The sequence below is a fragment of the Streptococcus oralis genome (assembly GCF_026782125.1).
Lineage (GTDB): Bacteria > Bacillota > Bacilli > Lactobacillales > Streptococcaceae > Streptococcus > Streptococcus oralis_CE.
Window position 1 is genome coordinate 87,788 of sequence record NZ_JAKUVY010000007.1, and the last position, 25,009, is coordinate 112,796.

Annotated in this window: 19 protein-coding genes; 14 read left to right on the forward strand and 5 right to left on the reverse strand. The window is 43.3% G+C overall.

Features of this window, described 5'->3' with window-relative positions; genetic code table 11:
* Window positions 1-69 precede the first annotated feature (69 nt).
* Window positions 70-1,341, reverse strand: coding sequence for an extracellular solute-binding protein (locus MK385_RS08330; protein ID WP_000095461.1), 1,272 nt, complete (start codon window positions 1,339-1,341; stop codon window positions 70-72).
* Window positions 1,342-1,814: 473 nt separating this feature from the next.
* Here MK385_RS08330 and malQ point away from each other — a divergent pair, with 473 nt between their 5' ends.
* Both malQ and glgP read left to right on the forward strand, forming a co-directional pair.
* Window positions 1,815-3,332 (forward strand): 4-alpha-glucanotransferase, encoded by a 1,518-nt coding sequence (gene malQ, locus MK385_RS08335; RefSeq protein WP_268725798.1) that lies wholly within the window; start codon window positions 1,815-1,817, stop codon window positions 3,330-3,332.
* Window positions 3,333-3,356: 24 nt separating this feature from the next.
* A complete protein-coding gene (glgP, locus tag MK385_RS08340) occupies window positions 3,357-5,615 on the forward strand; it encodes a glycogen/starch/alpha-glucan family phosphorylase (protein WP_268725799.1) in 2,259 nt (752 codons plus the stop codon).
* A gap of 65 nt (window positions 5,616-5,680) precedes the next feature.
* Here glgP and MK385_RS08345 read toward each other — a convergent pair whose 3' ends face one another.
* Together MK385_RS08345 and tyrS are read right to left on the reverse strand one after the other, a co-directional pair.
* Window positions 5,681-6,529: a putative RNA methyltransferase gene (locus MK385_RS08345; protein WP_268725800.1), complete on the reverse strand. Its 849-nt coding sequence runs from the start codon at window positions 6,527-6,529 to the stop codon at window positions 5,681-5,683.
* Between the two features lie 53 nt (window positions 6,530-6,582).
* Window positions 6,583-7,839: a tyrosine--tRNA ligase gene (gene tyrS, locus MK385_RS08350; RefSeq protein ID WP_042768228.1), complete on the reverse strand. Its 1,257-nt coding sequence runs from the start codon at window positions 7,837-7,839 to the stop codon at window positions 6,583-6,585.
* A gap of 140 nt (window positions 7,840-7,979) precedes the next feature.
* On the opposite strand from tyrS, the gene pbp1b reads away from it, so the two are divergent.
* From pbp1b to MK385_RS08380, 6 genes are all read left to right on the forward strand, one after another.
* Entirely contained in the window at window positions 7,980-10,496 is a 2,517-nt protein-coding gene (gene pbp1b / locus MK385_RS08355) for a penicillin-binding protein PBP1B (protein ID WP_268725801.1), read from the forward strand.
* A gap of 77 nt (window positions 10,497-10,573) precedes the next feature.
* A complete protein-coding gene (locus MK385_RS08360) occupies window positions 10,574-11,485 on the forward strand; it encodes a DMT family transporter (protein ID WP_268725802.1) in 912 nt (303 codons plus the stop codon).
* A gap of 84 nt (window positions 11,486-11,569) precedes the next feature.
* On the forward strand, window positions 11,570-12,268 hold the full coding sequence (gene dapD / locus MK385_RS08365; protein WP_125414610.1) for a 2,3,4,5-tetrahydropyridine-2,6-dicarboxylate N-acetyltransferase: 699 nt from the start codon (window positions 11,570-11,572) through the stop codon (window positions 12,266-12,268).
* 69 nt (window positions 12,269-12,337) lie between these two features.
* Window positions 12,338-13,468 carry an N-acetyldiaminopimelate deacetylase gene (locus tag MK385_RS08370; protein ID WP_268725803.1) on the forward strand — a complete coding sequence of 377 codons (1,131 nt, stop codon included), beginning with the start codon at window positions 12,338-12,340 and terminating at the stop codon, window positions 13,466-13,468.
* 11 nt (window positions 13,469-13,479) lie between these two features.
* Entirely contained in the window at window positions 13,480-14,019 is a 540-nt protein-coding gene (locus MK385_RS08375; protein ID WP_268725804.1) for a 5-formyltetrahydrofolate cyclo-ligase, read from the forward strand.
* On the forward strand, window positions 14,003-14,683 hold the full coding sequence (locus MK385_RS08380; protein WP_268725805.1) for a rhomboid family intramembrane serine protease: 681 nt from the start codon (window positions 14,003-14,005) through the stop codon (window positions 14,681-14,683). Before MK385_RS08375 ends, MK385_RS08380 begins: the two co-directional genes overlap by 17 nt.
* A 217-nt stretch (window positions 14,684-14,900) precedes the next feature.
* Here the strand turns inward: MK385_RS08380 and galU are convergent, their stop codons facing one another.
* On the reverse strand, window positions 14,901-15,800 hold the full coding sequence (gene galU / locus MK385_RS08385) for a UTP--glucose-1-phosphate uridylyltransferase GalU (RefSeq protein WP_049549712.1): 900 nt from the start codon (window positions 15,798-15,800) through the stop codon (window positions 14,901-14,903).
* A 21-nt stretch (window positions 15,801-15,821) separates the two neighbouring features.
* Window positions 15,822-16,838, reverse strand: coding sequence for an NAD(P)H-dependent glycerol-3-phosphate dehydrogenase (locus MK385_RS08390; protein ID WP_268725806.1), 1,017 nt, complete (start codon window positions 16,836-16,838; stop codon window positions 15,822-15,824).
* Between the two features lie 206 nt (window positions 16,839-17,044).
* Here MK385_RS08390 and MK385_RS08395 point away from each other — a divergent pair, with 206 nt between their 5' ends.
* From MK385_RS08395 to MK385_RS08420, 6 genes are all read left to right on the forward strand, one after another.
* Window positions 17,045-18,751, forward strand: a complete 1,707-nt coding sequence (locus tag MK385_RS08395; RefSeq protein WP_268725807.1) for an ABC transporter ATP-binding protein — start codon at window positions 17,045-17,047, stop codon at window positions 18,749-18,751.
* 1 nt (window position 18,752) lies between these two features.
* A complete protein-coding gene (locus MK385_RS08400) occupies window positions 18,753-20,519 on the forward strand; it encodes an ABC transporter ATP-binding protein (protein WP_268725808.1) in 1,767 nt (588 codons plus the stop codon).
* A 139-nt stretch (window positions 20,520-20,658) separates the two neighbouring features.
* Window positions 20,659-21,348 carry a gamma-glutamyl-gamma-aminobutyrate hydrolase family protein gene (locus tag MK385_RS08405; RefSeq protein WP_268725809.1) on the forward strand — a complete coding sequence of 230 codons (690 nt, stop codon included), beginning with the start codon at window positions 20,659-20,661 and terminating at the stop codon, window positions 21,346-21,348.
* Window positions 21,349-21,516: 168 nt separating this feature from the next.
* The gene (locus MK385_RS08410) at window positions 21,517-22,866 is read left to right on the forward strand and encodes a glucose-6-phosphate isomerase (RefSeq protein ID WP_125414623.1); all 1,350 of its coding nucleotides are present in this window, start codon (window positions 21,517-21,519) and stop codon (window positions 22,864-22,866) included.
* Between the two features lie 127 nt (window positions 22,867-22,993).
* Window positions 22,994-24,454 carry a glutamate--tRNA ligase gene (gene gltX / locus MK385_RS08415; RefSeq protein ID WP_268725810.1) on the forward strand — a complete coding sequence of 487 codons (1,461 nt, stop codon included), beginning with the start codon at window positions 22,994-22,996 and terminating at the stop codon, window positions 24,452-24,454.
* Between the two features lie 12 nt (window positions 24,455-24,466).
* Window positions 24,467-24,901 carry a cytidine deaminase family protein gene (locus MK385_RS08420; protein WP_268725811.1) on the forward strand — a complete coding sequence of 145 codons (435 nt, stop codon included), beginning with the start codon at window positions 24,467-24,469 and terminating at the stop codon, window positions 24,899-24,901.
* Window positions 24,902-25,009 lie beyond the last annotated feature (108 nt).

Sequence of the window (25,009 nt, forward strand, 5' to 3'; positions counted from 1 at the left end):
ACTGCAATCATTCGTAAATTTATAAAATCAAAGGGGGATCTGTATTCTCCCCCCTTGTAACGAATTCAATTATTCACCAAATTTTTGTTTGATTGTTTCTTTGATCAATGTTACAGCATCGTTAGCAGCTGTCTTAGCATCTTTTTTACCACTTACAGCGTCAAAGAGCATTGTTTTAGCTGGATCCCAAACTGCTGACATTTGAGAAATGTTTGGCATTGGTTGAGCGTTCTTGAACTGTTTGATAACAGCTGTTGTCAACTCATCGTTTTTACCTTCAGCGTATGAACGAGCTTCAGTGTTAGCTGGGATTTCGTTAGTTGCATCGTAGAATGCTTTTTGTTGTTCAGTTGAAACAAGGAAGTCTACAAATTTTTGTGCAGCTTCAAGGTTCTTAGTGCTTGATGGGATGATCCAAGCTTTACCACCACCGAATGGTGTGTATTCTTTACCATTTGGAAGAGTTGGAATAGTAGCAACACCGTAGTTTACTTTAGCATCTTTGAATGCTTGAGCTTTCCAAGGTCCATCGATGATAGCAGCTGTTTTACCTTCTTGGAATTGAGTTTGGATCAAGTTTGCAGCACCTTCAGTATCTTGCATACCTTTAGGCCATTTTTCATACCAAGATTTAGCGTAGTTGACACCAGTGATAGAACCGTCGTTTGCAAGACCGATGTCTTTAGCGTCTTTACCGTTTTGTCCGAATACGTAACCACCGTTACCAGCAAGGAGTCCGTATGCGTAGTAGAAGTTTGTCCAGTCAGCTAGGAATGCAGTAGTTTTGCCATCTTCACCAGCGAAAGCGTATTTGCTGTCTTTAGCAAGTTCTTCTAATTCAGCAAAAGTTTTTGGAGCTTCTTTAAGCAAGTCTTTGTTGTAGTACATAACAAGTGACTCGATAACGGCAGGAGCACCGTAAACTTTACCGTCAGCAGCTGTTACAAGAGATTTAGTTTTATCATCTGTTTTAGCGCCGTCGCTCAAAGTAACTTCTGAAAGTTGTCCGTCAGTACCAAGGCTACCTACACGGTCGTATGGAGCCATCATAACGTCAGCAGCTTGACCTGATTGGTTGTCAAGTGAAAGTTTGTCAAGTCCACCAAGTTGGTCACCTGATTTGATGTTAACTTTTGTACCTGATTCTTTTTCATAAGCTGCAGCAACTTTTTCAGCGTAGGCTTTGTATTGGTCTTCAACGTAGAAAGTGATTTCTTTTGCTTCAGATGAGCTAGTATCAGCTGCTTTATCAGCAGTTTTGCTTCCGCAAGCTACCAAAAGTAAGCTAGCAAGAGTAGCAGTTCCGAGCACAGCAGCGCTCTTCATGAATTTAGATGACATAGTGTATTCCTCCTAAAGAATAACAAAAATAATTTAATGAGAAAACGCAAACGTTTTCTTTTACGAACTTAGTATAGCACAAATAGAAAACGGTTGCAAGTTTTTTTAGCAAAAATTTTAAAAAAATTTTAAGGTTTCAAACATTTATTAAAGCCTATATATAGGAAAGAACTTAAAATGTTTGTTTTTTTGAATTGAAAATATATTAGGAAAACGATTGCGTAAATTCGGCTCGGTTTTTCAGAAAATAGAGCAGATATTGGGAATGAATTATCTTAAATCAGAAAATCTATAAAATTTTTTCGCTTATTTCATAAAATATCAGTGGCAACAAGTTTTGTTTGATTAAAATAATTCAAAAAAATTTTTTAAAAACGCTTGCATTTGTTTTTGAAATGCGTTATACTTAAATTAACGCAAACGTTTGCGCCTTGATTGCGCAACGTTTTATAACAAACACATGAGGTGCTATTATGAAAAAACGTCAAAGTGGTGTGTTGATGCACATCTCTTCTCTGCCAGGAGCATACGGGATTGGATCATTTGGCCAAACTGCCTATGATTTCGTCGATTTCTTGGTTCGTACGAAGCAACGTTATTGGCAGATTCTCCCTCTTGGGACAACAAGCTATGGAGATTCTCCATACCAATCATTCTCGGCCTTTGCTGGAAATACGCATTTTATCGACCTTGATATCTTGGTAGAGCAAGGCTTGCTCGAAGCCAGTGATCTTAAAGGTGTTGACTTTGGTAGCGATGCATCTGAAGTTGACTATGCGAAGATTTATTATGCACGTCGTCCGCTTTTAGAAAAAGCAGTTAAACGCTTCTTGGAAGTAGGAGATGTCAAAGATTTTGAGAAGTTCGCTAAAGACAACCAATCATGGCTCGAACTCTTCGCAGAATATATGGCTATCAAAGAGCATTTTGACAATCTTGCTTGGACAGAATGGCCAGATGCAGATGCTCGTGCTCGTAAAGCTTCAGCACTTGAAAGCTACCGTGAGAAATTGGCAGACAAGTTGGTTTACCACCGTGTGACTCAATACTTCTTCTTCCAACAATGGTTGAAATTGAAAGCCTATGCTAACGATAACCACATCGAAATTGTTGGGGACATGCCTATCTACGTAGCGGAAGATTCAAGCGACATGTGGGCAAATCCACATCTCTTTAAGACAGATGCCAATGGTAAAGCAACTTGTATCGCAGGATGCCCACCAGATGAGTTTTCTGCCACTGGTCAGCTTTGGGGGAACCCAATCTATGACTGGAAAGCAATGGACAAAGACGGTTACAAATGGTGGATTGAACGTTTGCGCGAAAGCTTCAAGATCTACGATATCGTTCGTATCGACCACTTCCGCGGGTTCGAATCTTACTGGGAAATTCCTGCTGGTTCCGATACAGCAGCACCTGGTAAATGGGTGAAAGGTCCTGGCTACAAACTTTTTGCAGCCGTTAAGAAAAAACTTGGTGAGCTAAACATCATCGCAGAAGACCTTGGTTTCATGACAGATGAAGTGATTGAGTTACGCGAACGTACTGGCTTCCCAGGAATGAAGATTCTTCAGTTTGCCTTCAACCCAGAAGACGAAAGTATCGATAGCCCACACTTGGCGCCTGCCAACTCTGTTATGTACACAGGAACACACGATAATAATACGGTTCTTGGTTGGTACCGTAACGAGATCGATGATGCGACACGTGAGTACATGGCTCGCTACACTAACCGTAAAGAATACGAAACAGTGCCACACGCTATGCTTCGTACAGTATTTTCATCCGTTAGCTTCATGGCTATTGCAACCATGCAAGACTTGCTAGAACTAGATGAGTCAGCTCGTATGAACTTCCCATCTACTCTTGGTGGAAACTGGTCATGGCGTATGACAGCAGATCAATTGACACCAGCTGTTGAAGAAACTTTGCTTGACTTGACTACAATTTATCGCCGAATTAATGAAAATTTGGTAGAATTAAAGAAATAAGACAATATCAGGAGACACATAAACATGTTACCATTAAACGAATTTGTACAAAAACGTTACAATAAAACCATTGCAGAATGTAGCAATGAAGAACTTTACCTTGCTCTTCTTAACTACAGCAAGCTTGCTAGCAGCCAAAAACCAGTCAACACTGGTAAGAAAAAAGTTTACTACATCTCAGCTGAGTTCTTGATCGGTAAACTCTTGTCAAACAACTTGATTAACCTTGGTCTTTACGACGATGTGAAAAAAGAACTTGCAGCTGCAGGTAAAGAGTTGATCGAAATCGAAGAAGTAGAATTGGAACCATCACTTGGTAACGGTGGTTTGGGACGTTTGGCAGCCTGCTTTATCGACTCAATCGCTACACTTGGTTTGAATGGTGACGGTGTTGGATTGAACTACCACTTCGGTCTTTTCCAACAAGTTCTTAAAAACAACCAACAAGAAACGATTCCTAACGCTTGGTTGACTGAGCAAAACTGGTTGGTACGCTCAAGCCGTAGCTACCAAGTGCCATTTGCACACTTCACATTGACATCTACTCTTTACGATATCGATGTACCTGGTTACAAGACAGCTACTAAAAACCGCTTGCGTTTGTTTGACTTGGATTCAGTTGATTCTTCTATCATCGAAGATGGTATCAGCTTTGACAAGACAGACATCGCTCGCAACTTGACTCTTTTCCTTTACCCAGATGATAGTGACCGTCAAGGTGAATTGCTCCGTATCTTCCAACAATACTTCATGGTTTCAAACGGTGCGCAATTGATCATCGATGAAGCAATCGAAAAAGGAAGCAACTTGCATGACCTTGCGGACTACGCAGTTGTACAAATCAACGATACTCATCCATCAATGGTGATCCCTGAATTGATCCGTCTTTTGACTGAACGTGGTATCGAACTTGATGAAGCAATCTCTATCGTTCGTAGCATGACTGCCTACACGAACCACACCATCCTTGCTGAAGCCCTTGAAAAATGGCCTCTTGAATTTTTGGAAGAAGTGGTTCCTCACTTGGTACCAATCATCGAAGAATTGGACCGTCGTGTGAAGGCAGAATACAAAGATCCAGCTGTTCAAATCATCGACGAGAGCGGACGTGTTCACATGGCTCACATGGATATCCACTATGGATACAGCGTAAACGGGGTTGCGGCTCTCCACACTGAAATCTTGAAGAACTCAGAGTTGAAAGCTTTCTACGACCTTTACCCAGAAAAATTCAACAACAAAACAAACGGTATCACATTCCGTCGTTGGCTCATGCATGCCAACCCAAGACTGTCTCACTACTTGGATGAGATTATTGGAGAAGGTTGGTATCATGAAGCAGATGAGCTTGAAAAACTCTTGTCATACGAAGACAAGGCTGCTGTCAAAGAAAAATTGGAAAGCATCAAAGCTCACAATAAACGTAAATTGGCTCGCCACTTGAAAGAACACCAAGGTGTGGAAATCAATACAAACTCTATCTTTGATATCCAAATCAAACGTCTTCACGAGTACAAACGCCAACAAATGAACGCTTTGTATGTGATCCACAAATACCTTGATATCAAGGCTGGTAACATCCCAGCTCGTCCAATTACAGTCTTCTTTGGTGGTAAAGCAGCTCCTGCCTACACAATCGCTCAAGACATCATTCACTTGATCCTTTGCTTGTCAGAAGTGATTGCTAACGATCCAGCAGTAGCTCCACACTTGCAAGTCGTAATGGTTGAAAACTACAATGTTACTGCAGCAAGCTTCCTTATCCCAGCATGTGACATCTCAGAACAAATCTCACTTGCTTCTAAAGAAGCTTCAGGTACTGGTAACATGAAATTCATGTTGAACGGAGCTTTGACTCTTGGTACTATGGACGGAGCTAACGTGGAAATCGCTGAATTGGTTGGTGACGAAAACATCTACATCTTTGGTGAAGATTCAGAAACTGTTATCGACCTTTACGCAAAAGCAGCATACAAATCAAGCGAATTCTATGCTCGTGAAGCTATCAAACCATTGGTTGACTTCATCGTGAGTGACGCTGTTCTTGCAGTAGGTAAGAAAGAACGCTTGGAACGTCTTTACAATGAATTGATCAACAAAGACTGGTTCATGACTCTCCTTGACTTGGAAGACTACATCAAGGTCAAAGAGCAAATGCTTGCTGACTACGAAAACCGTGACGCATGGTTAGACAAAGTTATCGTCAACATTGCCAAAGCAGGATTCTTCTCATCTGACCGTACAATCGCTCAGTATAATGAAGATATCTGGCACTTGAACTAAGATTTTTTGCAACAGATTATAAAAAGCGCATCTAAAAAGATGCGTTTTTTTATCTTTAAAATATTTCACCCTATTTTCCCAACCAAAATCTCTGCTTCGATGGTAATCTCTGTCAGTTGATTCCAGTCAATCATGGTATGGTCAACGTGAAAGAGTAAGGGTGTCATGGTAAGCAGGGCTTGGCGTTGCTCCGCTGTGATAGGTTTCGTTAGGGAAGCTATTTGGCTAGATTGGATGCTGAAATGTTCCTGGAAATGATTTTTGATATCTTGGTTGGAATAATCCTTCTTTGTCAGCTGGTCCTGCACCATTTGACGGATTTCTTTGAGGTGATTTTCAGTCGGTATGACCTTAATCAAGATGCCATTTTTGGATAAAACGCGGCGAAATTCTCCATAGTTGGCAGGCGAAAAGATATCAAGCAGGATATCCATGCTGGCGTCTTTTATAGGAAGGCGAGCCAGGTCACCAACAAACCAGTTGACTGCCCAGTTGGGTTCACTCTTGGCAGCAATTTGAACGGAATCTTTGGAAATATCAAAGGCGTAAAAGGTTTTGTCAGAGTGTGTTTCTTGGAGTTTACGAGAGTAGAATCCTTCGCCACAACCGATGTCCAAGACAGTTTTTGCAGATGATTTAGTCGCTAGTAGGTCAGAAATGCCTTCTAAGATAGCCTGATAAAAACCAGCCTCTAGGATTTGTTGGCGGTTTTGGAAATTTTCCTTGTCGTAGTTGGCAGATTGCTTGATTTGAGGAGCCAGATTGACATAGCCAAATTTTGCCAAGTCAAAAGAATGGCGATTGCTACACTTGAGACTAGTTTCGATCAAGGTCAGATTTTCTTGGCAGATGGGGCAGGAAAATGCAGTTGCGGTAGCAAAGCGCTGGAGTTTTGGTTTGAGGTTTGTATTCATAGTTTTAGTCTAGCAAAAAAAGGACTGGATGGCAAATGCCTCCAGTCTGCTTTTTAATATGTAAGGACGAAGTATTTCTTCTTCCCGCGGCGGATAACAGTCAGTTCGTTTTCTAACTTATCTGCGTCACTCAAGACATAGTCAAGGTCTTGGATGCGGTCGCCATTGACGTAGATGGCTCCGTTTTGGACATCTTCACGGGCTTGGCGTTTTGAGTTAACGACACCAGATGACACAAGGAGTTCCACGATATTGTGGTTTTCGTCTGCTTGTACTTGGTAGTTTGGCACTCCACGAAGTCCTTGTTTGAGTTCTTTGACAGAAAGGTTTTTGATGTTTCCAGTAAAGAGTTGCTCAGTGATGTTGAGGGCTTCTTTGTAGGCCTCTTCTCCGTGAACAAGAGTCACGACTTCACGAGCCAAGACTTTTTGAGCCAAGCGTTCGTGTGGCGCCGCTTCAAATTGTTTGCGGATGTCTTCAATCTCGTCCAGTGACAAGAAAGTAAAGATTTTCAAGAAGCGAACAGCGTCAGCGTCCATAACATTCATCCAGAATTGGTACATTTCGTATGGAGAAGTCTTTTCAGGATTGAGCCAGACTGCGTTTCCTTCAGATTTACCAAATTTCTTACCAGTTGCATCTGTAATGAGTGGCACTGTGATAACGTGACCAGTCTTGTCAGCCTTACGACGAAGCAATTCGGTACCAGCTGTCATATTTCCCCACTGGTCAGAACCACCGATTTGTAGTGTGACGTTGTGCTCTTGGTTAAGGACGTAGAAGTCATATCCTTGCATGATTTGGTAAGCAAACTCAGTGTAAGAAATCCCTGTCTCGATCCGTTTTTTCACAGATTCCTTGCTCATCATGTAGTTGACAGTGAAGTATTTTCCGATATCACGGAGGAAGTCAATGAAGCTGATGCTACCAAACCAGTCGTAGTTGTTGACCATGACAGCCTTGTTTTCACCATTTTCAAAGTCAAGAAAACGAGAAAGTTGTCCTTGGATAGACTTGACCCAGCCATTTACTGTGTCTTTTGTTTGGAGACTACGCTCAGCATCTTTGAAGGACGGATCTCCGATGAGACCTGTAGCACCGCCAACGAGCGCATAAGGTTTGTGACCTGCTAGCTGCAAGCGACGACTTGTCAAGATTGCGACAAGGTGGCCTAGGTGAAGGCTGTCAGCAGTTGGATCGTAGCCAGTATAATAAGAAACTTGACCTTCTTCTAGGGCTTTACGCAAAGCTTCTTCATCAGTCGTTTGAAAAATCAAACCACGCTCTTTTAGCTCATCAAAAATGTGCATGTGTCTTTTCTCCTTTATAAAATATTGTTTCTACCTATTGTATCACAAACTTGATTAATAGCCTAGTGTAATAGGGAAGAAAGTGGCTATTTTATTGAAAGTTTCCCTTTTATGGTATAATAGAGAAAGCGAGGACATTCATGAAAGAAAGAATTAATGAATTAAAAACAAACATGCTGCATTTTTTCCAGCAGCTAATGCAACGAATTGCAAAATGGAAGAAAAGACTAGCAGAAAAACTAGCTAATAAGAAAACCAGTAAAAAGGGAACCTCTTCTGATAAAGTTAGAAGGGCAGGGTCTATTTTTGCTAAGGTTTTGAGTGGGTTTAAAATAGTTTTTAACACTCTCTTTATCTTAGGTTTTATCGGTGGACTGTTTGGCGCTGGTGTGGCTATGGGTTATGGAGTCGCTCTATTTGACAAGGCCCAGGTACCTCAAGCAGAAGAGTTGGTCAAGCAAGTGAAGGATATTGCCTCTATCTCAGAAATCACTTATTCTGACGGCAGTACCATTGCCTCGATCGAGGGCGATTTATTGCGCACTTCAGTCGCTTCAGATGCTATCTCAGACAATCTTAAGAAAGCTATTGTTGCGACAGAGGACGAGCATTTCAATGAGCACAAGGGAGTTGTGCCTAAGGCCGTTATTCGTGCGACCTTGGGAACCTTTGTCGGTCTAGGCTCGTCTAGTGGTGGTTCGACCTTGACGCAGCAGGTCATCAAGCAGCAAGTGGTGGGGGATGCTCCAACTCTGGCTCGTAAGGCTAAAGAGATTATTGATGCTCTAGCTTTAGAACGGGCCATGGGTAAGGATGAGATTTTGACAACCTACCTTAACATTGCTCCTTTTGGTCGCAATCATAAAGGTCAAAATATTGCAGGTGCCCAGCAGGCTGCAGAAGGAATCTTTGGGGTCAATGCTTCGGATTTAACGGTCCCTCAAGCAGCCTTTATCGCAGGATTGCCACAGAGTCCGATTAGTTATTCTCCTTATGAATCTGACGGCAGTATGAAGAGCGATGAGGATATGGCTTTGGGAATTAAGCGTGCCAAGGATGTCCTCTACAATATGTACCGAACAGGGGCTCTAAGTCAGGAAGACTACGATAAGTACAAAGATTATGACTTCAAGAAAGACTTCCTACCATCTGGTAGCGTTAGTGGGACTTCGCGTGACTATCTCTACTATGCAACCTTGGCAGAAGCTACTGACCGCATGTACGACTACCTCATCCAACGAGATAATGTTTCTGCGCAAGAATTAAAGAATGAGTCCATTCAGAAATCCTATCGCGATTTAGCCACTAAGGAAATTGAAAATGGTGGATATAAGATTACGACAACTATCAATAAAAATGTTCATGCTGCGATGCAAAATGCGGTTGCGACCTACGGCTATTTGCTAGATGATTCGACAGGCCAGCCTGAGGTGGGGAATGTCCTCATGGACAACCAAACGGGAGCTATCCTTGGATTTGTTGGTGGTCGTAATTATCAAGAAAATCAGAACAATCACGCTATCGATACCAAGCGTTCTCCAGCTTCAACCACAAAACCTATATTGGCCTATGGTATCGCTATTGACCAAGGTTTGATGGGAAGTGCAAGTATCTTGTCAAACTATCCTACCAACTTCTCAAACGGGAATCCCATCATGTATGTCAATAGTCCTGGTACGGGCATGATGACATTGGGAGAAGCCCTTAACTACTCATGGAATATCCCAGCCTACTGGACGTATCGTACGCTTCGAGAGAAGGGGGTTGATGTCAAAGGCTATATGGAAAAAATGGGTTACGAAATCCCAGAATATGGGATTGAAAGTTTACCGATGGGTGGGGGGATTGACGTTACAGTTGCCCAGCATACCAACGGGTATCAGACTCTAGCCAACAACGGAGTTTACCATAAGAAACATATGATCGCGAAGATTGAGTCAACGGATGGTCGAGTGGTATACGAGCACAAGGACGAGCCTGTCCAAGTTTATTCAAAAGCGACAGCAACCATCATGCAAAGTCTCCTTCGGGATGTTATCTCGTCTCGGATTACCTCAAGTTTCCAGACGGATTTGACGACTATCAATCCATCCCTAGCTCGTGCTGACTGGATCGGAAAAACTGGTACGACCAATGAAGATGAAAATATGTGGCTAATGCTTTCTACACCTCACTTGACTTTGGGTGGCTGGTTAGGTCACGACGACAACCGACCGCTAGCCAAAGGAGCAGGCCACTACCGCAATGCCAACTATATGGCCCACTTGGTCAATGCTATCCAGCAAGCTGAACCTGGAATATGGGGGAATGAGCGCTTTAATCTGGATTCAAGTGTGACTAAGTCACAAGTTCTCCGATCTACAGGACAAAAACCAGGCAAGGTTTCCATCAATGGGAAAGAAATAGAAGTTTCTGGATCGACAGTAACGAGCTACTGGGCTACTAAAGAAGGTGCCCCAGTGACCACCTATCGCTTTGCTATTGGAGGAAGCGATGCAGATTATCTGAACGCGTGGAAGAATATTCTAGGAAGCATTCCTGCAGTGACTCCTCCAAGCTCAAACAGTGGATCAAGTTCAAGCAGTAGCTCAGGTGCAAATTCGAACAACAACACTCAAAGTGGTTCTTCAGGACGTTCACGTCTATTTAATCGTTAAGAAAGAGTAGTAGCAAGGTTAGTAATTTCTCCTTGTTGCTACTTTTTTCTTTGTTGGTTTCGTGTTACAATAATAATATGAATCATTATCAGAAAAAGATTGTTAAGGGAACAGTATACTCGCTACTCTCAGGCCTAATCTGGGGGATTTGTGGGATTTTAGGAGAGTATTTTTTCACTCATTATCCAGTGTCTTCTGGATGGATTACTTCTATGCGTTTACTAGTGGCGGGGAGTTTGGTTTTAGGTCTATCTGCCTTTCAGTTGTGTAGCCGCTTGTTGGACATCTGGCGTGATAAGAAAAATTATCTACCTTTTTTAGCCTATGCTATTCTAGGTATTTTTTCTGTGCAGTTTTTCTTCTATCTCTGCGTTGAGTATTCCAATGCGACGACGGCAACCATTTTGCAATTTATCAGCCCAGTTTTTATCCTGTTTTACAATAGAATCGTTTACCAGAAGAAGGCTTCGATTACAGCTGTGTTCTATGTTTTGATTGCCATGCTAGGTGTTTTTTTGATGGCTACAAAAGGGGACTTGTCCCAGTTGTCCATGACACCTTTGGCTCTAGTGACAGGTTTGCTTAGTGCAGTAGGGGTCATGTTTAATGTTATCCTGCCCCAACGCTTTGCACGGCGCTACGGTTTCGTTCCAACTGTTGGTTGGGGGATGATTCTGGCAGGACTCTTTAGTAATTTCCTTTACCCTATTTATCGGATAAGTTTTCAAGTGGACCTGGTAAGTGTGCTGATTTGTCTGACGATTGCCGTGTTTGGTACCGCTTTTGCCTTCTTCCTATCTATGAAGGCCGTGTCCCTCGTTTCCCCGCTGGTTGTATCGGTGGTGAGTGCTAGCGAACCGCTCTCTTCAGCTTTATTAAGTGTTCTTTTTCTGGGATTGGTTATGGATGGTTTTTTGGCCTTGGCTATGGTGTTGATTATCGTTCCGATGATTTTCTTATCTGTAGAAGAAGCAAAACAAGCCAGGTAAAGATGATTATTTGATAGTTGAGGCTTCAAATTTGAAGCCTTTTTTGGTAGAATAGGTATCATTATAACGAACCAGGAGGCACCTATGACTGCTACAAAAATGAATGCTCAAGAAATTATCCAATTTATCGCCAATGCTGAAAAGAAAACAAGTGTTAAAGTAACCTTTGAAGGACAACTCGCAACTGCTGTGCCTAGCTCTGTTGTCAAACTAGGAAATGTCCTATTCGGAGACTGGAAGGATGTGGCTCCGCTTCTCGATGGTTTAGTAGAAAATCAAGATTATGTTGTCGAGCAAGATGCTCGTAATTCTGCAGTTCCTTTGTTAGATAAACGTTCTATTAACGCTCGTATCGAGCCAGGTGCTATTATCCGTGACCAGGTGGAAATTGGTGACAATGCTGTTATCATGATGGGAGCTGTTATCAATATCGGTGCTGAAATCGGTGCTGGAACCATGATTGACATGGGTGCCATCCTTGGTGGCCGCGCCATCGTTGGGAAAAACAGCCACGTTGGTGCAGGTGCAGTTTTGGCGGGTGTGATTGAGCCAGCTAGCGCTGAACCAGTCCGTGTCGGAGACAATGTTCTTATCGGTGCCAATGCAGTGGTTATCGAAGGAGTGCAAATCGGCAGTGGTTCAGTTGTTGCAGCAGGAGCTATTGTTACCCAAGATGTTCCAGAAAATGTGGTAGTAGCAGGTGTTCCAGCTCGTATCATCAAAGAGATTGATGCCCAAACCCAACAAAAAACAGCGCTAGAGGATGCGCTTCGTACCTTGTAATTGTAAAAGTAAAAAAGAGGCGGAACCCTTTTTCCAGCCTCTTTCTTCTATCAAAAGGAGGATCGATAGATGTTAGATTTGATTCAGACTAGACGAGATTTACACCAGATTCCAGAGATTGGCTTGGAGGAGTTCGAGACTCAGGCTTATTTGCTGGATGTGATTGAGAAATTGACTGCGGGCAAGGACTTTGTTCAAGTTCGTACTTGGCGGACAGGAATTTTGGTCTACCTGCAGGGAAGTCAGCCGGAACGAACCATTGGTTGGCGAACAGACATTGATGGTCTGCCTATTGTCGAACAAACAGGTTTACCTTTTGCTTCTCAACACCAAGGTCGCATGCATGCCTGTGGCCATGATTTTCATATGACCATTGCCTTAGGCTGTCTTGAGCGCGCCCTTGTGGAGCAACCCAAGAATAATCTGCTCTTCCTATTTCAGCCTGCTGAAGAAAATGAAGCTGGTGGGATGCTTATGTATGAGGACGGTGCTTTTGGGGACTGGTTGCCAGACCAATTTTATGGCCTCCATGTCCGTCCAGATCAGAAGGTTGGACAGATTGCGACCAATACACACACTCTCTTTGCTGGGACCTGTGAGGTGAAGATTCGTTTCAAAGGAAAAGGAGGACACGCAGCTTTTCCGCATGAAGCCAATGACGCCTTGGTGGCTGCTAGTTACTTTGTGACCCAAGTACAGTCAGTTGTCAGCCGCAATGTCAATCCCATCGAGGGAGCGGTGGTGACCTTTGGTGTTTTCCAAGCTGGAACAACCAACAATGTCATTACAGACACAGCATTTTTACACGGAACCATTCGCGCCTTGACTCAAGACATGAGCCTCTTGGTACAAAAGAGAGTCAAGACAGTCGCAGAAGGTGTTGCAGCAGCCTTTGATATGGAAGTCGAAGTGGAACTCAAGCAAGGAGGTTACCTACCTGTGGAGAACAATCCAGCCTTGGCGCGTGAACTGATGGACTTTTTTGAAGAGAAAGACGGAATCGAGTTGATTGATATCGCGCCAGCTATGACTGGTGAGGACTTTGGTTATCTCCTTTCGAAGGTAGATGGTGTTATGTTCTGGTTAGGTATCGATAGTCCCTACGCCCTGCACCATCCTCAGATGAGCCCCAAGGAAGAAGCCTTAGCTATTGGAGTGGATACGGTCTCTAGCTTTCTTAAAAAGAAGGCAGCAGAGTAGAGGGTTTATCTATGAAATCGAAATTACGCAAGCAAGTCTTACACGAAATGAAGGCTTTATCTCAGGAACAAAAACAGGCTATGGATCGAGCTTTAACCGAGCGTTTCTTACGTCACCCCTTTTACCAAGAAGCCAAGACCATCGCAACCTATCTCTCCTTTCCGCATGAATTTCAAACGCAAGAATTGATCGAGCAGGCGCTGAAGGACGGCAAGAAGGTTCTGATACCCAAAACCTATCCCAAGAGACGGATGGACTTTGTAGTCTATCATCCACAGCAGTTGGTAAAAACTTCCTTTGGTTTACTGGAGCCCCAAGGGGACTTGGAAGTGGTGGAACCGTCTCAGATTGATTTGATTCATGTTCCGGGCTTGGCTTTTACAACAGAGGGATATCGGATTGGCTATGGTGGAGGTTATTATGACCGCTATCTGGAACATTTTACTGGGCAAAGCCTGAGTACAATTTACCCTTGTCAGGTTCAGGAGTTTAACTCGGAAGACCATGATATTCCCGTTCAGGAGGTGCTAACCTATGAAGGAAATCTTTGATAAACGCTACTCTGTGACTAGTTTTTTTCTCCTAGTGACTGGCTTTGTATTTCTACTGATGCTGATTACTACGGCTATCAACTTTGATCAAGTCAAAACTCTGTTTCAGTTTGGAGCTATGTATGGACCGATCATTCGCCTGTTCCCAGAGCAGTTCTGGCGCCTTTTTTCGGCTATATTTGTGCATATCGGTTGGGAACATTTCATTGTCAATATGATTTCACTCTACTTTCTTGGACAACAGGTGGAGGAGATTTTCGGCTCTAAGCAATTTTTCCTTCTTTATCTCTTATCAGGAATGATGGGCAATCTCTTTGTTTTTGCTTTCACACCGAAAGTCCTAGCAGCAGGTGCCTCCACTTCTCTCTATGGATTATTTGCTGCGATTATCGTCTTGCGCTACGCAACTCGCAGCCCCTATATCCAGCAGTTAGGGCAATCCTACCTGACGCTTTTCGTGATAAATATCATTGGAAGTATTCTGATTCCAGGAATCAGCCTAGCGGGGCATATTGGAGGCGCAGTAGGTGGTGCCTTTCTAGCAGTCATCTTTCCAGTTAAATGGGAGAGAAAGATGTATAGTACCAGCCAGCGAATCGGAGTAACTGTACTTTTTATCGCACTAGCCGTTTTCCTTTTCTACAAAGGAATGAGTTATGTGTAAGGGGGAATAGTTAAAAGCTACTCAAAAAATGAGTAGCTTTTTATGTAGATTGGAACCATTCGAAACAACACAGCAAGTTAAAATAAGGCTTTGTCCGTGCACAACTTGAAAAATCGAGTACCGATTCAGTTGCTAATAAGTCATCTGTAAAGATGGCTTTTTTATTGCAAGCTTCAACAAAACAACAAAGCCCTTATTTAAGAGCTTTATTTTTCTTCTATTCTCCTTCAGCTAACTCTTTTCCGAGTTGGATGAGATAGTCTTTCAAGTCGTTTTTGACTTGTGGGTGTTTGAGAGCGTAGTCGATGGATGTTTTCATAAAGCCAAACTTGTCTCCAACATCGTAACGAGCCCCCTTGAACTCACGAGCAAATACACGTTGTGTTTTATTGAGGGTGTCGATTGCATCTGTCAGCTGAATTTCATTTCCTGCACCTGGAGCTTGATTTTCGAGGATTTGGAAAATTTCAGGCGTGAGGAGGTAGCGTCCGATAATAGCAAGGTCGCTAGGAGCGTCCTCTGGCGCTGGTTTTTCAACGAAGGTTTCAACGCTATAAAGACCGTCTTTTCCTTCGCCTTGTGGAGCAATAACCCCATAGGCAGATACTTCGTCGTGAGGGACTGGCATGACAGCGATAGTAGACGCGTGGGTACGCTCGTAGTCATCCATGAGTTGTTTGGTAAGTGGAACAGCCTTTTCGTCTGTGATATCCATCAAGTCATCACCAAGCATAACGACAAAAGGTTCATTTCCAACGAAAGCCTTGGCTTGCAAAACAGCATCGCCGAGACCACGTGGATGCGTTTGGCGGATAAAATGCAGGCGCATGCCAGTTGTTTCATCAACTAGCTTCAAAAGATCTGTTTTTCCTTTTTCTTTGAGGTTATATTCCAATTCAAAGTTTGAGTCGAAGTGGTCCTCGATGGAACGTTTTGACTTACCTGTAACAACCAAGATATCTTCGATTCCAGATTTGAGAGCTTCTTCAACGATAAACTGGATAGTAGGTTTGTCTACGATTGGCAACATTTCCTTGGCCAAGGCCTTAGTTGCTGGGAGGAAGCGAGTTCCCAATCCAGCGGCTGGGATGACTGCTTTTCTGACTTTTTGTTTCATGATGTTCCTTTCTATAAGGGTCTACGACCATTCGTTTTCTGCTTTAAATTCATTGCTCATGATGTCAGTGATTGCTTCTTTGATATTGACACCTTCATAGATAACTCGGTAGATGGCCTGTGTGATTGGCATGTAGACACCCAATTCCTGAGCCAGTTCGTAAGCTGCTCGAGTCGTTGAAATTCCTTCAATGACCATGCCCATGTTGGCTTCGATGTCTTCGAGGGATTCTCCACGACCGAGAGCGTCACCTGCCCTCCAGTTACGAGAGTGGACAGATGTCCCCGTTACGATCAAATCACCAACTCCAGAAAGACCGCTATAAGTCAGAGGATTAGCTCCAAGAGCGACACCTAGACGGGTGATTTCTGCCAAGCCACGGGCGATGATGGCTGCCTTGGCATTGTCGCCAAATCCTAGACCATGTAATGCCCCAGCGCCAACTGCAATGATGTTTTTGAGAGCACCAGCGGTTTCAACACCAATAACATCCGTATTGGTATAGAGGCGGAAGTAGTGATTGCTAAAGAGATTTTGGACGTACTGGGCAGTTTCGAGGTCTTTAGAGGCTGCGGTAATCAAGGTAATATCGCGTACAATCGTTTCCTCAGCATGGCTAGGTCCTGAAACAACAACGACTTCACTACGAAGGTCAGCTGGGATTTCCTCTTCAAGAATAGTCGATAGGCGTTTGTGGCTATCTGGTTCCAAGCCTTTGGAGGCATGCATGATGACAACCTTGTGATCAAGCACCTTTGCTACTTGTTGGGCAACCAGTCTTGTTACTTTTGTTGGGACTACAAATAAAACAGCATCCACATCCTTTAGTGTTTCTTCCAAGTCATGATAGGCTTTGATCTTTTCGTCGAGTAGGATATCTTTGAAGTAGCGTTTGTTTGTATGTTGGTTATTGATTTCATCAATTTGGTCAGAAATATTTCCCCAAATTCGAACTTCGTGTTCATTGTCGTTTAGGACCTGCGAAAGGGCAGTCCCCCAAGAACCAGGACCCAAGACAGCGATGGTTTGTTTCTTCATCTTTTCCTCCTTGTAAGAGTTCTTCCTTTCATTTTACCATAAAAAGCCTTTTCATGCATCACCTGTAGATGAAAGCGCACTAATTTATAACAAGGAGACTTCTTTGACAAGATGCCTCTTTTTTGCTAGAATAACATCAATATGAACGAATGAGAAGGAGCTGACGCAGGATGTCGCTCCCTTTATCTATTTTATTAGGAGGAAATATGCTCATTAAAAAAATAAAAACCTATAAATGGCAAGCCTTGGCATCCCTAATGATGACAGGCTTGATGGTTGCGAGTTCGCTCTTGCAACCGCGCTATTTGCAAGAGGTGTTAGAGGCTTTGTTGGCCGGACAAAATGAGGCTATTTATAGTATTGGCGCTTGGTTGATAGGGGTAGCCCTAGTCGGTCTGGTTGCAGGTGGGGTCAATGTAACGCTTGCAGCCTATATTGCTCAAGGAGTGTCTTCGGACCTTCGGGAAGATGCTTTTCGCAAGATTCAGACTTTTTCTTATGCCAATATCGAGCAGTTTAATGCCGGCAACCTTGTCGTCCGAATGACCAATGATATCAACCAAATTCAGAACGTGGTGATGATGGCTTTTCAAATCCTCTTCCGTCTCCCTCTTCTCTTTATCGGTTCCTTTATCTTGGCGGTTCACACTCTTCCATCACTTTGGTGGGTGATTGTCCTCATGGTGCTCCTAATCTTTGCACTAACTGCTATTATGATGGGGATGATGGGGCCACGATTTGCTAAGTTTCAAACCCTTCTTGAGCGGATAAATGCTATCGCCAAAGAAAATCTACGTGGTGTGCGTGTAGTCAAATCCTTTGTGCAGGAGAAAGAGCAGTTTGCCAAGTTTACCGAAGTCTCAGACGAGCTTCTCGGTCAAAATCTCTATATCGGCTACGCCTTCTCGGTAGTAGAACCCTTCATGATGCTAGTCGGCTATGGGGCAGTCTTTCTCTCTATCTGGTTGGTGGCAGGCATGGTGCAGTCAGATCCGTCTGTTGTGGGCTCGATTGCTTCCTTTGTCAACTATCTTAGCCAGATTATCTTTACCATTATCATGGTTGGATTTTTAGGAAATTCTGTCAGTCGTGCCATGATTTCCTTGCGTCGTATCCGCGAGATTCTAGATACCGAGCCAGCGATGACCTTTAAAGATCTCCCAGATGAAGAGTTAGAAGGAAGTCTCTCTTTTGAAAATGTAACCTTCACCTATCCTAATGACGATGAGCCTATGTTGAAGAATGTAACCTTTGATGTTGCGCCTGGTCAGATGGTCGGTGTGGTTGGGGCTACTGGAGCAGGGAAATCCACCCTAGCTCAGTTAATTCCACGACTGTTTGATCCACAGGAGGGATCTATCAAGATTGGTGGCAAGGATATTCGAGATGTCAGCGAAGGAACTTTGCGTAAAACAGTTTCCATTGTCTTGCAACGTGCTATTCTCTTTAGCGGGACCATTGCAGACAACCTCCGTCAAGGAAAAGGAAATGCCAGCGTGTCAGAAATGGAACGTGCAGCACGGATTGCCCAAGCCAGTGAATTTATCGGACGCATGGAAAACAAATTTGAGAGTCAGGTCGAAGAACGTGGCACCAACTTTTCTGGTGGACAAAAGCAACGGATGTCCATTGCCCGTGGGATTGTCAGCAATCCCCGTATCCTGATTTTTGACGATTCGACTTCGGCATTGGATGCTAAGTCAGAAAGACTCGTACAGGAAGCTTTAAATAAAGATCTGAAAGGGACAACAACCATTATCATTGCTCAAAAGATCAGTTCAGTCGTCCATGCAGACAAGATTTTGGTATTGGATCAAGGACGTTTGATTGGAGAAGGACGGCATGCAGACTTGGTAGCTAGCAATGCCGTCTACCGCGAAATCTACGAAACACAAAAGGGAAAGGAGGAATAAAATGAAAACCGTTCGATTTTTCTGGAATTATTTTAAAGTTTACAAGCTCTCCTTTGTCATTGTGATTTTGATGGTTGCGGTGGCGACAATTGCCCAAGCCCTCTTTCCTGTTTTTTCAGGCCAAGCAGTTACGGAGCTCGCTAATCTGGTTTTGGCTTATCAAAATGGGACTTCAGAACTAGCCTGGCAAAGTTTGTCAGCTCTGATGCTGAATCTAGCTCTGGTTGTCCTTGTCTTGGTGGTGTCTAGCTTGATTTACATGACCTTGATGACCCGTGTGATTGCCGAGTCGACAAATGAGATGCGTAAGGGCCTTTTTGGTAAACTTTCCCGTTTGACGGTTTCTTTCTTTGACCGCCATCAGGATGGGGATATCCTTTCTCGCTTCACTAGTGACTTGGATAACATTCTTCAAGCCTTCAATGAAAGCCTAGTTCAGGTTATGAGCAATATTGCTCTTTACATCGGTTTGATTTTTGTCATGTTTTCAAGAAATGTGACGCTAGCCCTGATAACAGTAGCCAGTACTCCAGTGGCCTTTCTCATGTTGGTCTTCATCGTGAAAATGGCTCGCAAGTACACCAATCTCCAGCAAAAAGAGGTTGGGAAACTCAACGCCTACATGGACGAGAGTATTTCTGGACAGAAAGCTGTTATCGTACAAGGAATTCAAGACGACATCGTAGCAGGCTTTGTGGAGCAAAATGAGCGCGTGCGCAAGGCAACTTTTAAAGGGAGAATGTTCTCAGGGATCCTCTTTCCAGTTATGAATGGGATGAGCTTGGTCAATACGGCCATCGTCATTTTTGCAGGTTCTGCGGTCTTGCTGAACGATCCGAGTATTGAAACAACGACAGCCTTAGGTTTGATCGTCATGTTTACCCAATTTTCTCAGCAGTACTACCAGCCCATTATCCAGGTTGCTGCGAGTTGGGGTAGCCTCCAGTTGGCCTTTACTGGGGCGGATCGTATCCAAGAAATGTTCGATGCAGAAGAAGAGATCCGTCCGCAAAATGCGTCTGCCTTTAAGGAATTGCGAGAAGGTGTTGAAATCAGCCATATTGATTTCTCCTATGTGCCAGACAAGCCGATTTTAAAAGATGTCAGCATTTCAGCTCCTAAGGGGCAGATGGTAGCAGTTGTCGGTCCGACTGGTTCGGGGAAAACGACCATCATGAACCTCATCAATCGTTTCTACGATGTGGATGCAGGTAGCATTTCATTTGATGGGAAAGACATTCGTGACTACGACTTGGATAGCCTGCGGAGCAAGGTCGGGATTGTCTTGCAGGATTCGGTCTTATTTAGTGGAACAATCCGAGACAATATCCGCTTTGGTGTGCCAGATGCCAGTCAGGAAATGGTCGAAGCAGCTGCCAAGGCAACTCATATTCATGACTATATCGAAAGCTTGCCTGACAAGTATGATACCCTTATTGATGATGAGCAAAATATCTTCTCGACTGGGCAGAAACAATTGATTTCCATCGCTCGGACATTGATGACAGATCCTCAAGTCCTAATCTTAGATGAAGCGACTTCCAATGTCGATACCGTAACAGAAAGCAAGATTCAACATGCTATGGAAGCAGTAGTAGCAGGTCGAACCAGTTTTGTCATTGCCCATCGTTTGAAGACCATCCTCAATGCCGATCAGATTATTGTCCTCAAAGATGGAGAGGTCATTGAACGTGGAAATCATCACGAGTTGCTCAAACTCGGCGGTTTCTACTCAGAACTGTATCACAATCAATTTGTCTTCGAATAAAAAAGAAGTTGTCCTCATTGGGCAACTTTTTCTTGCCCATAAAAAATACTTATCGCGGTCTTTAAAAAAACATATTAGACAGCAGAGTGCTTGAATGATAAGATAAGACTATCGTTAGAAAATCGAAAGGAGGCCCATCATGGCTAGAACGGTTGTAGGAGTTGCTGCAAATCTATGTCCTGTAGATGCAGAAGGAAAAAACATTCATTCATCTGTATCTTGTAAATTTGCAGAGAGCATTCGTCAAGTCGGCGGTCTCCCCTTGGTTATTCCTGTTGGTGATGAGTTCGTTGTGCGTGATTATGTGGAAATGATCGACAAACTCATCTTGACAGGTGGGCAAAATGTCCATCCTCAGTTTTATGGGGAGAAAAAAACCATCGAGAGCGATGATTACAACCTAGTGCGTGATGAGTTTGAACTGGCTCTTTTGAAAGAAGCTCTTCGTCAGGACAAGCCCATTTTAGCAATCTGTCGTGGGGTCCAGCTGGTCAATGTTGCTTTTGGTGGCACTCTCCACCAAGAAATTGAGGGGCACTGGCAAGGCCTGCCTTTCGGGACCTCTCATTCGATTGAAACAGTAGAAGGAAGCGTGGTGGCTAAGTTATTTGGTAAAGAAAGTCAGGTCAACTCAGTCCATCGTCAAAGCATTAAAGACCTAGCACCTAATTTCCGTGTGACGGCTGTAGATCCTCGCGACCAGACGGTGGAAGCGATTGAGTCTATCGACGAGCATCGTATCATTGGTTTGCAGTGGCATCCAGAGTTCCTGGTCAATGAAGAAGATGGCAATTTAGAACTCTTTGAGTATTTGTTAAATGAATTGTAACGGTTAGAATCTCTAGCCGTTTTTATTCGTCCTTTCAGAATTTTAATATTTTAGCGTTTTTACGCAAACGTTTGAATTATGATAAAAATTGGGCAAATTCAATAAAAAAGCTTGAAAAAATCGAAGGTAAGCGTTATGATAGAAAAGAAGAAATATTGGAGGATTATCATGTCACATATTAAATTTGATTATTCAAAAGTTTTAGACAAATTTGTTGCCCCACATGAAGTGGAATACATGCAAGCACAAGTAACAGCTGCAGACCAAATGATTCGTAAAGGAACTGGTGCTGGTAGCGACTTTTTGGGTTGGTTGGACCTTCCTGAAAACTACGACCGCGAAGAATTCGACCGCATCTTGAAAGCTGCTGAGCAAATTAAATCAGACAGCGATGTTTTGGTTGTAATCGGTATCGGTGGATCTTACCTTGGTGCCAAAGCAGCTATTGACTTCTTGAACCACCACTTTGCTAACTTGCAAACAAAAGAAGAACGCAAAGCTCCACAAATCCTTTACGCTGGAAACTCAATCTCATCCACTTACCTTGCTGACTTGGTAGAGTACGTAGCTGACAAAGACTTCTCAGTAAACGTGATTTCTAAATCAGGTACAACAACTGAACCAGCCATCGCTTTCCGTGTCTTCAAAGAACTCTTGGTTAAGAAATACGGACAAGAAGAAGCCAACAAACGTATCTATGCAACAACTGACCGCCAAAAAGGTGCTGTTAAGGTTGAAGCAGATGCCAACGGTTGGGAAACATTCGTGGTTCCAGATGACATCGGTGGACGCTTCTCAGTATTGACAGCAGTTGGTTTGCTTCCAATCGCAGCATCAGGTGCAGACATCAAAGCCCTTATGGAAGGTGCGAATGCAGCTCGTAAAGACTACACTTCAGACAAACTTTCAGAAAATGAAGCTTACCAATACGCAGCAGTTCGTAACATCCTTTATCGTAAAGGTTATGCAACTGAAATCTTGGTAAACTACGAGCCATCACTTCAATACTTCTCAGAATGGTGGAAACAATTGGCTGGTGAGTCAGAAGGAAAAGACCAAAAAGGGATTTACCCAACTTCAGCTAACTTCTCGACAGACTTGCACTCACTTGGTCAATTTATCCAAGAAGGAACTCGTATCATGTTTGAAACAGTTGTCCGTGTTGACAAACCACGTAAGAACGTGATCATCCCTACTTTGGAAGAAGACCTTGATGGACTTGGTTACCTTCAAGGAAAAGACGTTGACTTTGTAAACAAAAAAGCAACTGACGGTGTTCTTCTTGCCCATACAGACGGTGATGTACCAAACATGTATGTGACTCTTCCTGAGCAAGATGCCTTTACTCTTGGCTACACGATCTACTTCTTCGAATTGGCAATCGCCCTTTCAGGTTACTTGAATGCCATCAACCCATTTGACCAACCAGGTGTTGAAGCCTACAAACGCAACATGTTTGCCCTTCTTGGGAAACCAGGATTTGAAGAATTGAGCAAAGAACTTAACGCACGTCTATAATAGAAGAAAAGAGTGGCTTGACCACTCTTTTTACTCTCTTTATTTCTAGACATTGGACTCAGGCGAGACTTGTGATATAATATAGAAAGCAAAAAGGCAGACGCCTAGAGACTTTATAGGAGAAACTATGTCAAAAGATATCCGCGTACGCTACGCACCAAGTCCAACAGGACTACTACACATCGGAAATGCCCGTACAGCATTATTCAACTACCTTAACGCACGCCATCATGGTGGAACTTTTATCATCCGTATCGAAGATACTGACCGTAAACGCCATGTCGAAGACGGAGAGCGTTCACAACTTGAAAACCTTCGTTGGTTAGGCATGGACTGGGATGAAAGCCCAGAAACTCATGAAAACTATCGCCAATCAGAACGTTTGGAACTCTATCAAAAATACATCGACCAATTGCTAGCTGAAGGAAAAGCCTACAAATCTTACGTTACAGAAGAAGAGTTGGCAGCTGAGCGCGAACGCCAAGAAGCAGCTGGCGAAACACCACGCTACATCAATGAATATCTTGGCATGAGTGAAGAAGAAAAAGCTGCTTATGTGGCTGAACGTGAAGCAGCTGGTATCATCCCAACCGTTCGCTTAGCCGTCAATGAAGCTGGTATTTACAAATGGCATGACATGGTCAAAGGCGATATCGAATTTGAAGGTGGTAATATCGGTGGTGACTGGGTAATTCAAAAGAAAGATGGTTACCCAACTTACAACTTTGCTGTTGTTATTGATGACCACGATATGCAAATTTCTCATGTTATCCGTGGAGATGACCACATTGCCAACACACCAAAACAGCTTATGGTTTATGAGGCTCTTGGTTGGGAAGCTCCAGAGTTCGGTCACATGACTTTGATCATCAACTCTGAAACGGGTAAAAAATTGTCTAAACGCGACACCAACACCCTTCAGTTTATTGAAGACTACCGTAAGAAAGGGTACCTGCCAGAAGCAGTCTTTAACTTTATCGCCCTTCTTGGTTGGAACCCAGGTGGCGAAGATGAAATTTTCTCACGTGAGGAATTGATTAAACTCTTTGATGAAAATCGTCTCAGCAAGTCACCAGCTGCCTTTGATCAGAAGAAACTAGACTGGATGAGCAACGATTACATCAAGAGAGCTGACTTGGCGACCATTTTTGAAATGGCAAAACCATTCCTAGAAGAAGCGGGGCGCTTGACTGACAAGGCAGAAAAATTGGTAGAACTCTACAAACCACAAATGAAGTCAGTTGACGAAATTGTTCCATTGACAGACCTTTTCTTCTCAGACTTCCCAGAGTTGACAGAGGCAGAGCGCGAGGTCATGGCGGGAGAAACTGTTCCAGTTGTTCTAGAAGCTTTCAAAGCGAAACTTGAAGCGATGACAGATGAGGAGTTTGTGACAGAAAACATCTTCCCGCAAATCAAAGCAGTCCAAAAAGAAACAGGTATTAAAGGGAAAAACCTCTTCATGCCGATTCGTATTGCTGTATCAGGTGAAATGCACGGACCAGAACTTCCAGATACGATTTACCTATTAGGTCGTGAGAAATCTATCCAGCATATCGATAACATGCTCAAAGAGATTTCTAAATAAAAAGGGCTACCGATGGATATCTGGGAAAAGATGTATGAAGAAGCGCGAACCCTATTCAATCCCCATGAAGTTTCTGACTTTGTCTATGCTAACCATGTTGTTGCTGCGGTAGAAGCAGAAGATGGTCAGATCTTCACAGGATTTTGTATGGAGGGCACTTGTGGCGTTTTTCATCTCTGTGCAGAACGAGCGGCTCTCTTCAATATGTATCAATTTTCAGGACAAACTAAAGTTAAGAAAATCCTCGCCTTTCGAGATAAACCTCCCTACGGCGAAGGATCAGGTATGCCCTGTGGCGCTTGCAGAGAATTTCTCTTAGAATTGAATGCTGAAAACAAAGAAGCAGAGTTCATGATGAACTACGAAACAAGAAAAACAATCAAAGTTGCCGAGTTGATTCCTTACTGGTGGGGAGAGGAACGTGCGACTAATTGGCAAGATAAATAGAGGGAGTCAGTTTAACTGGCTCTTTTCCCTAATCTTTTCAGAATTTCGATAAAGAGGAAAAAAGTCCTTGACAAAGGGGAAAAAGTAGGTATAATAGAAAGAGTTGAA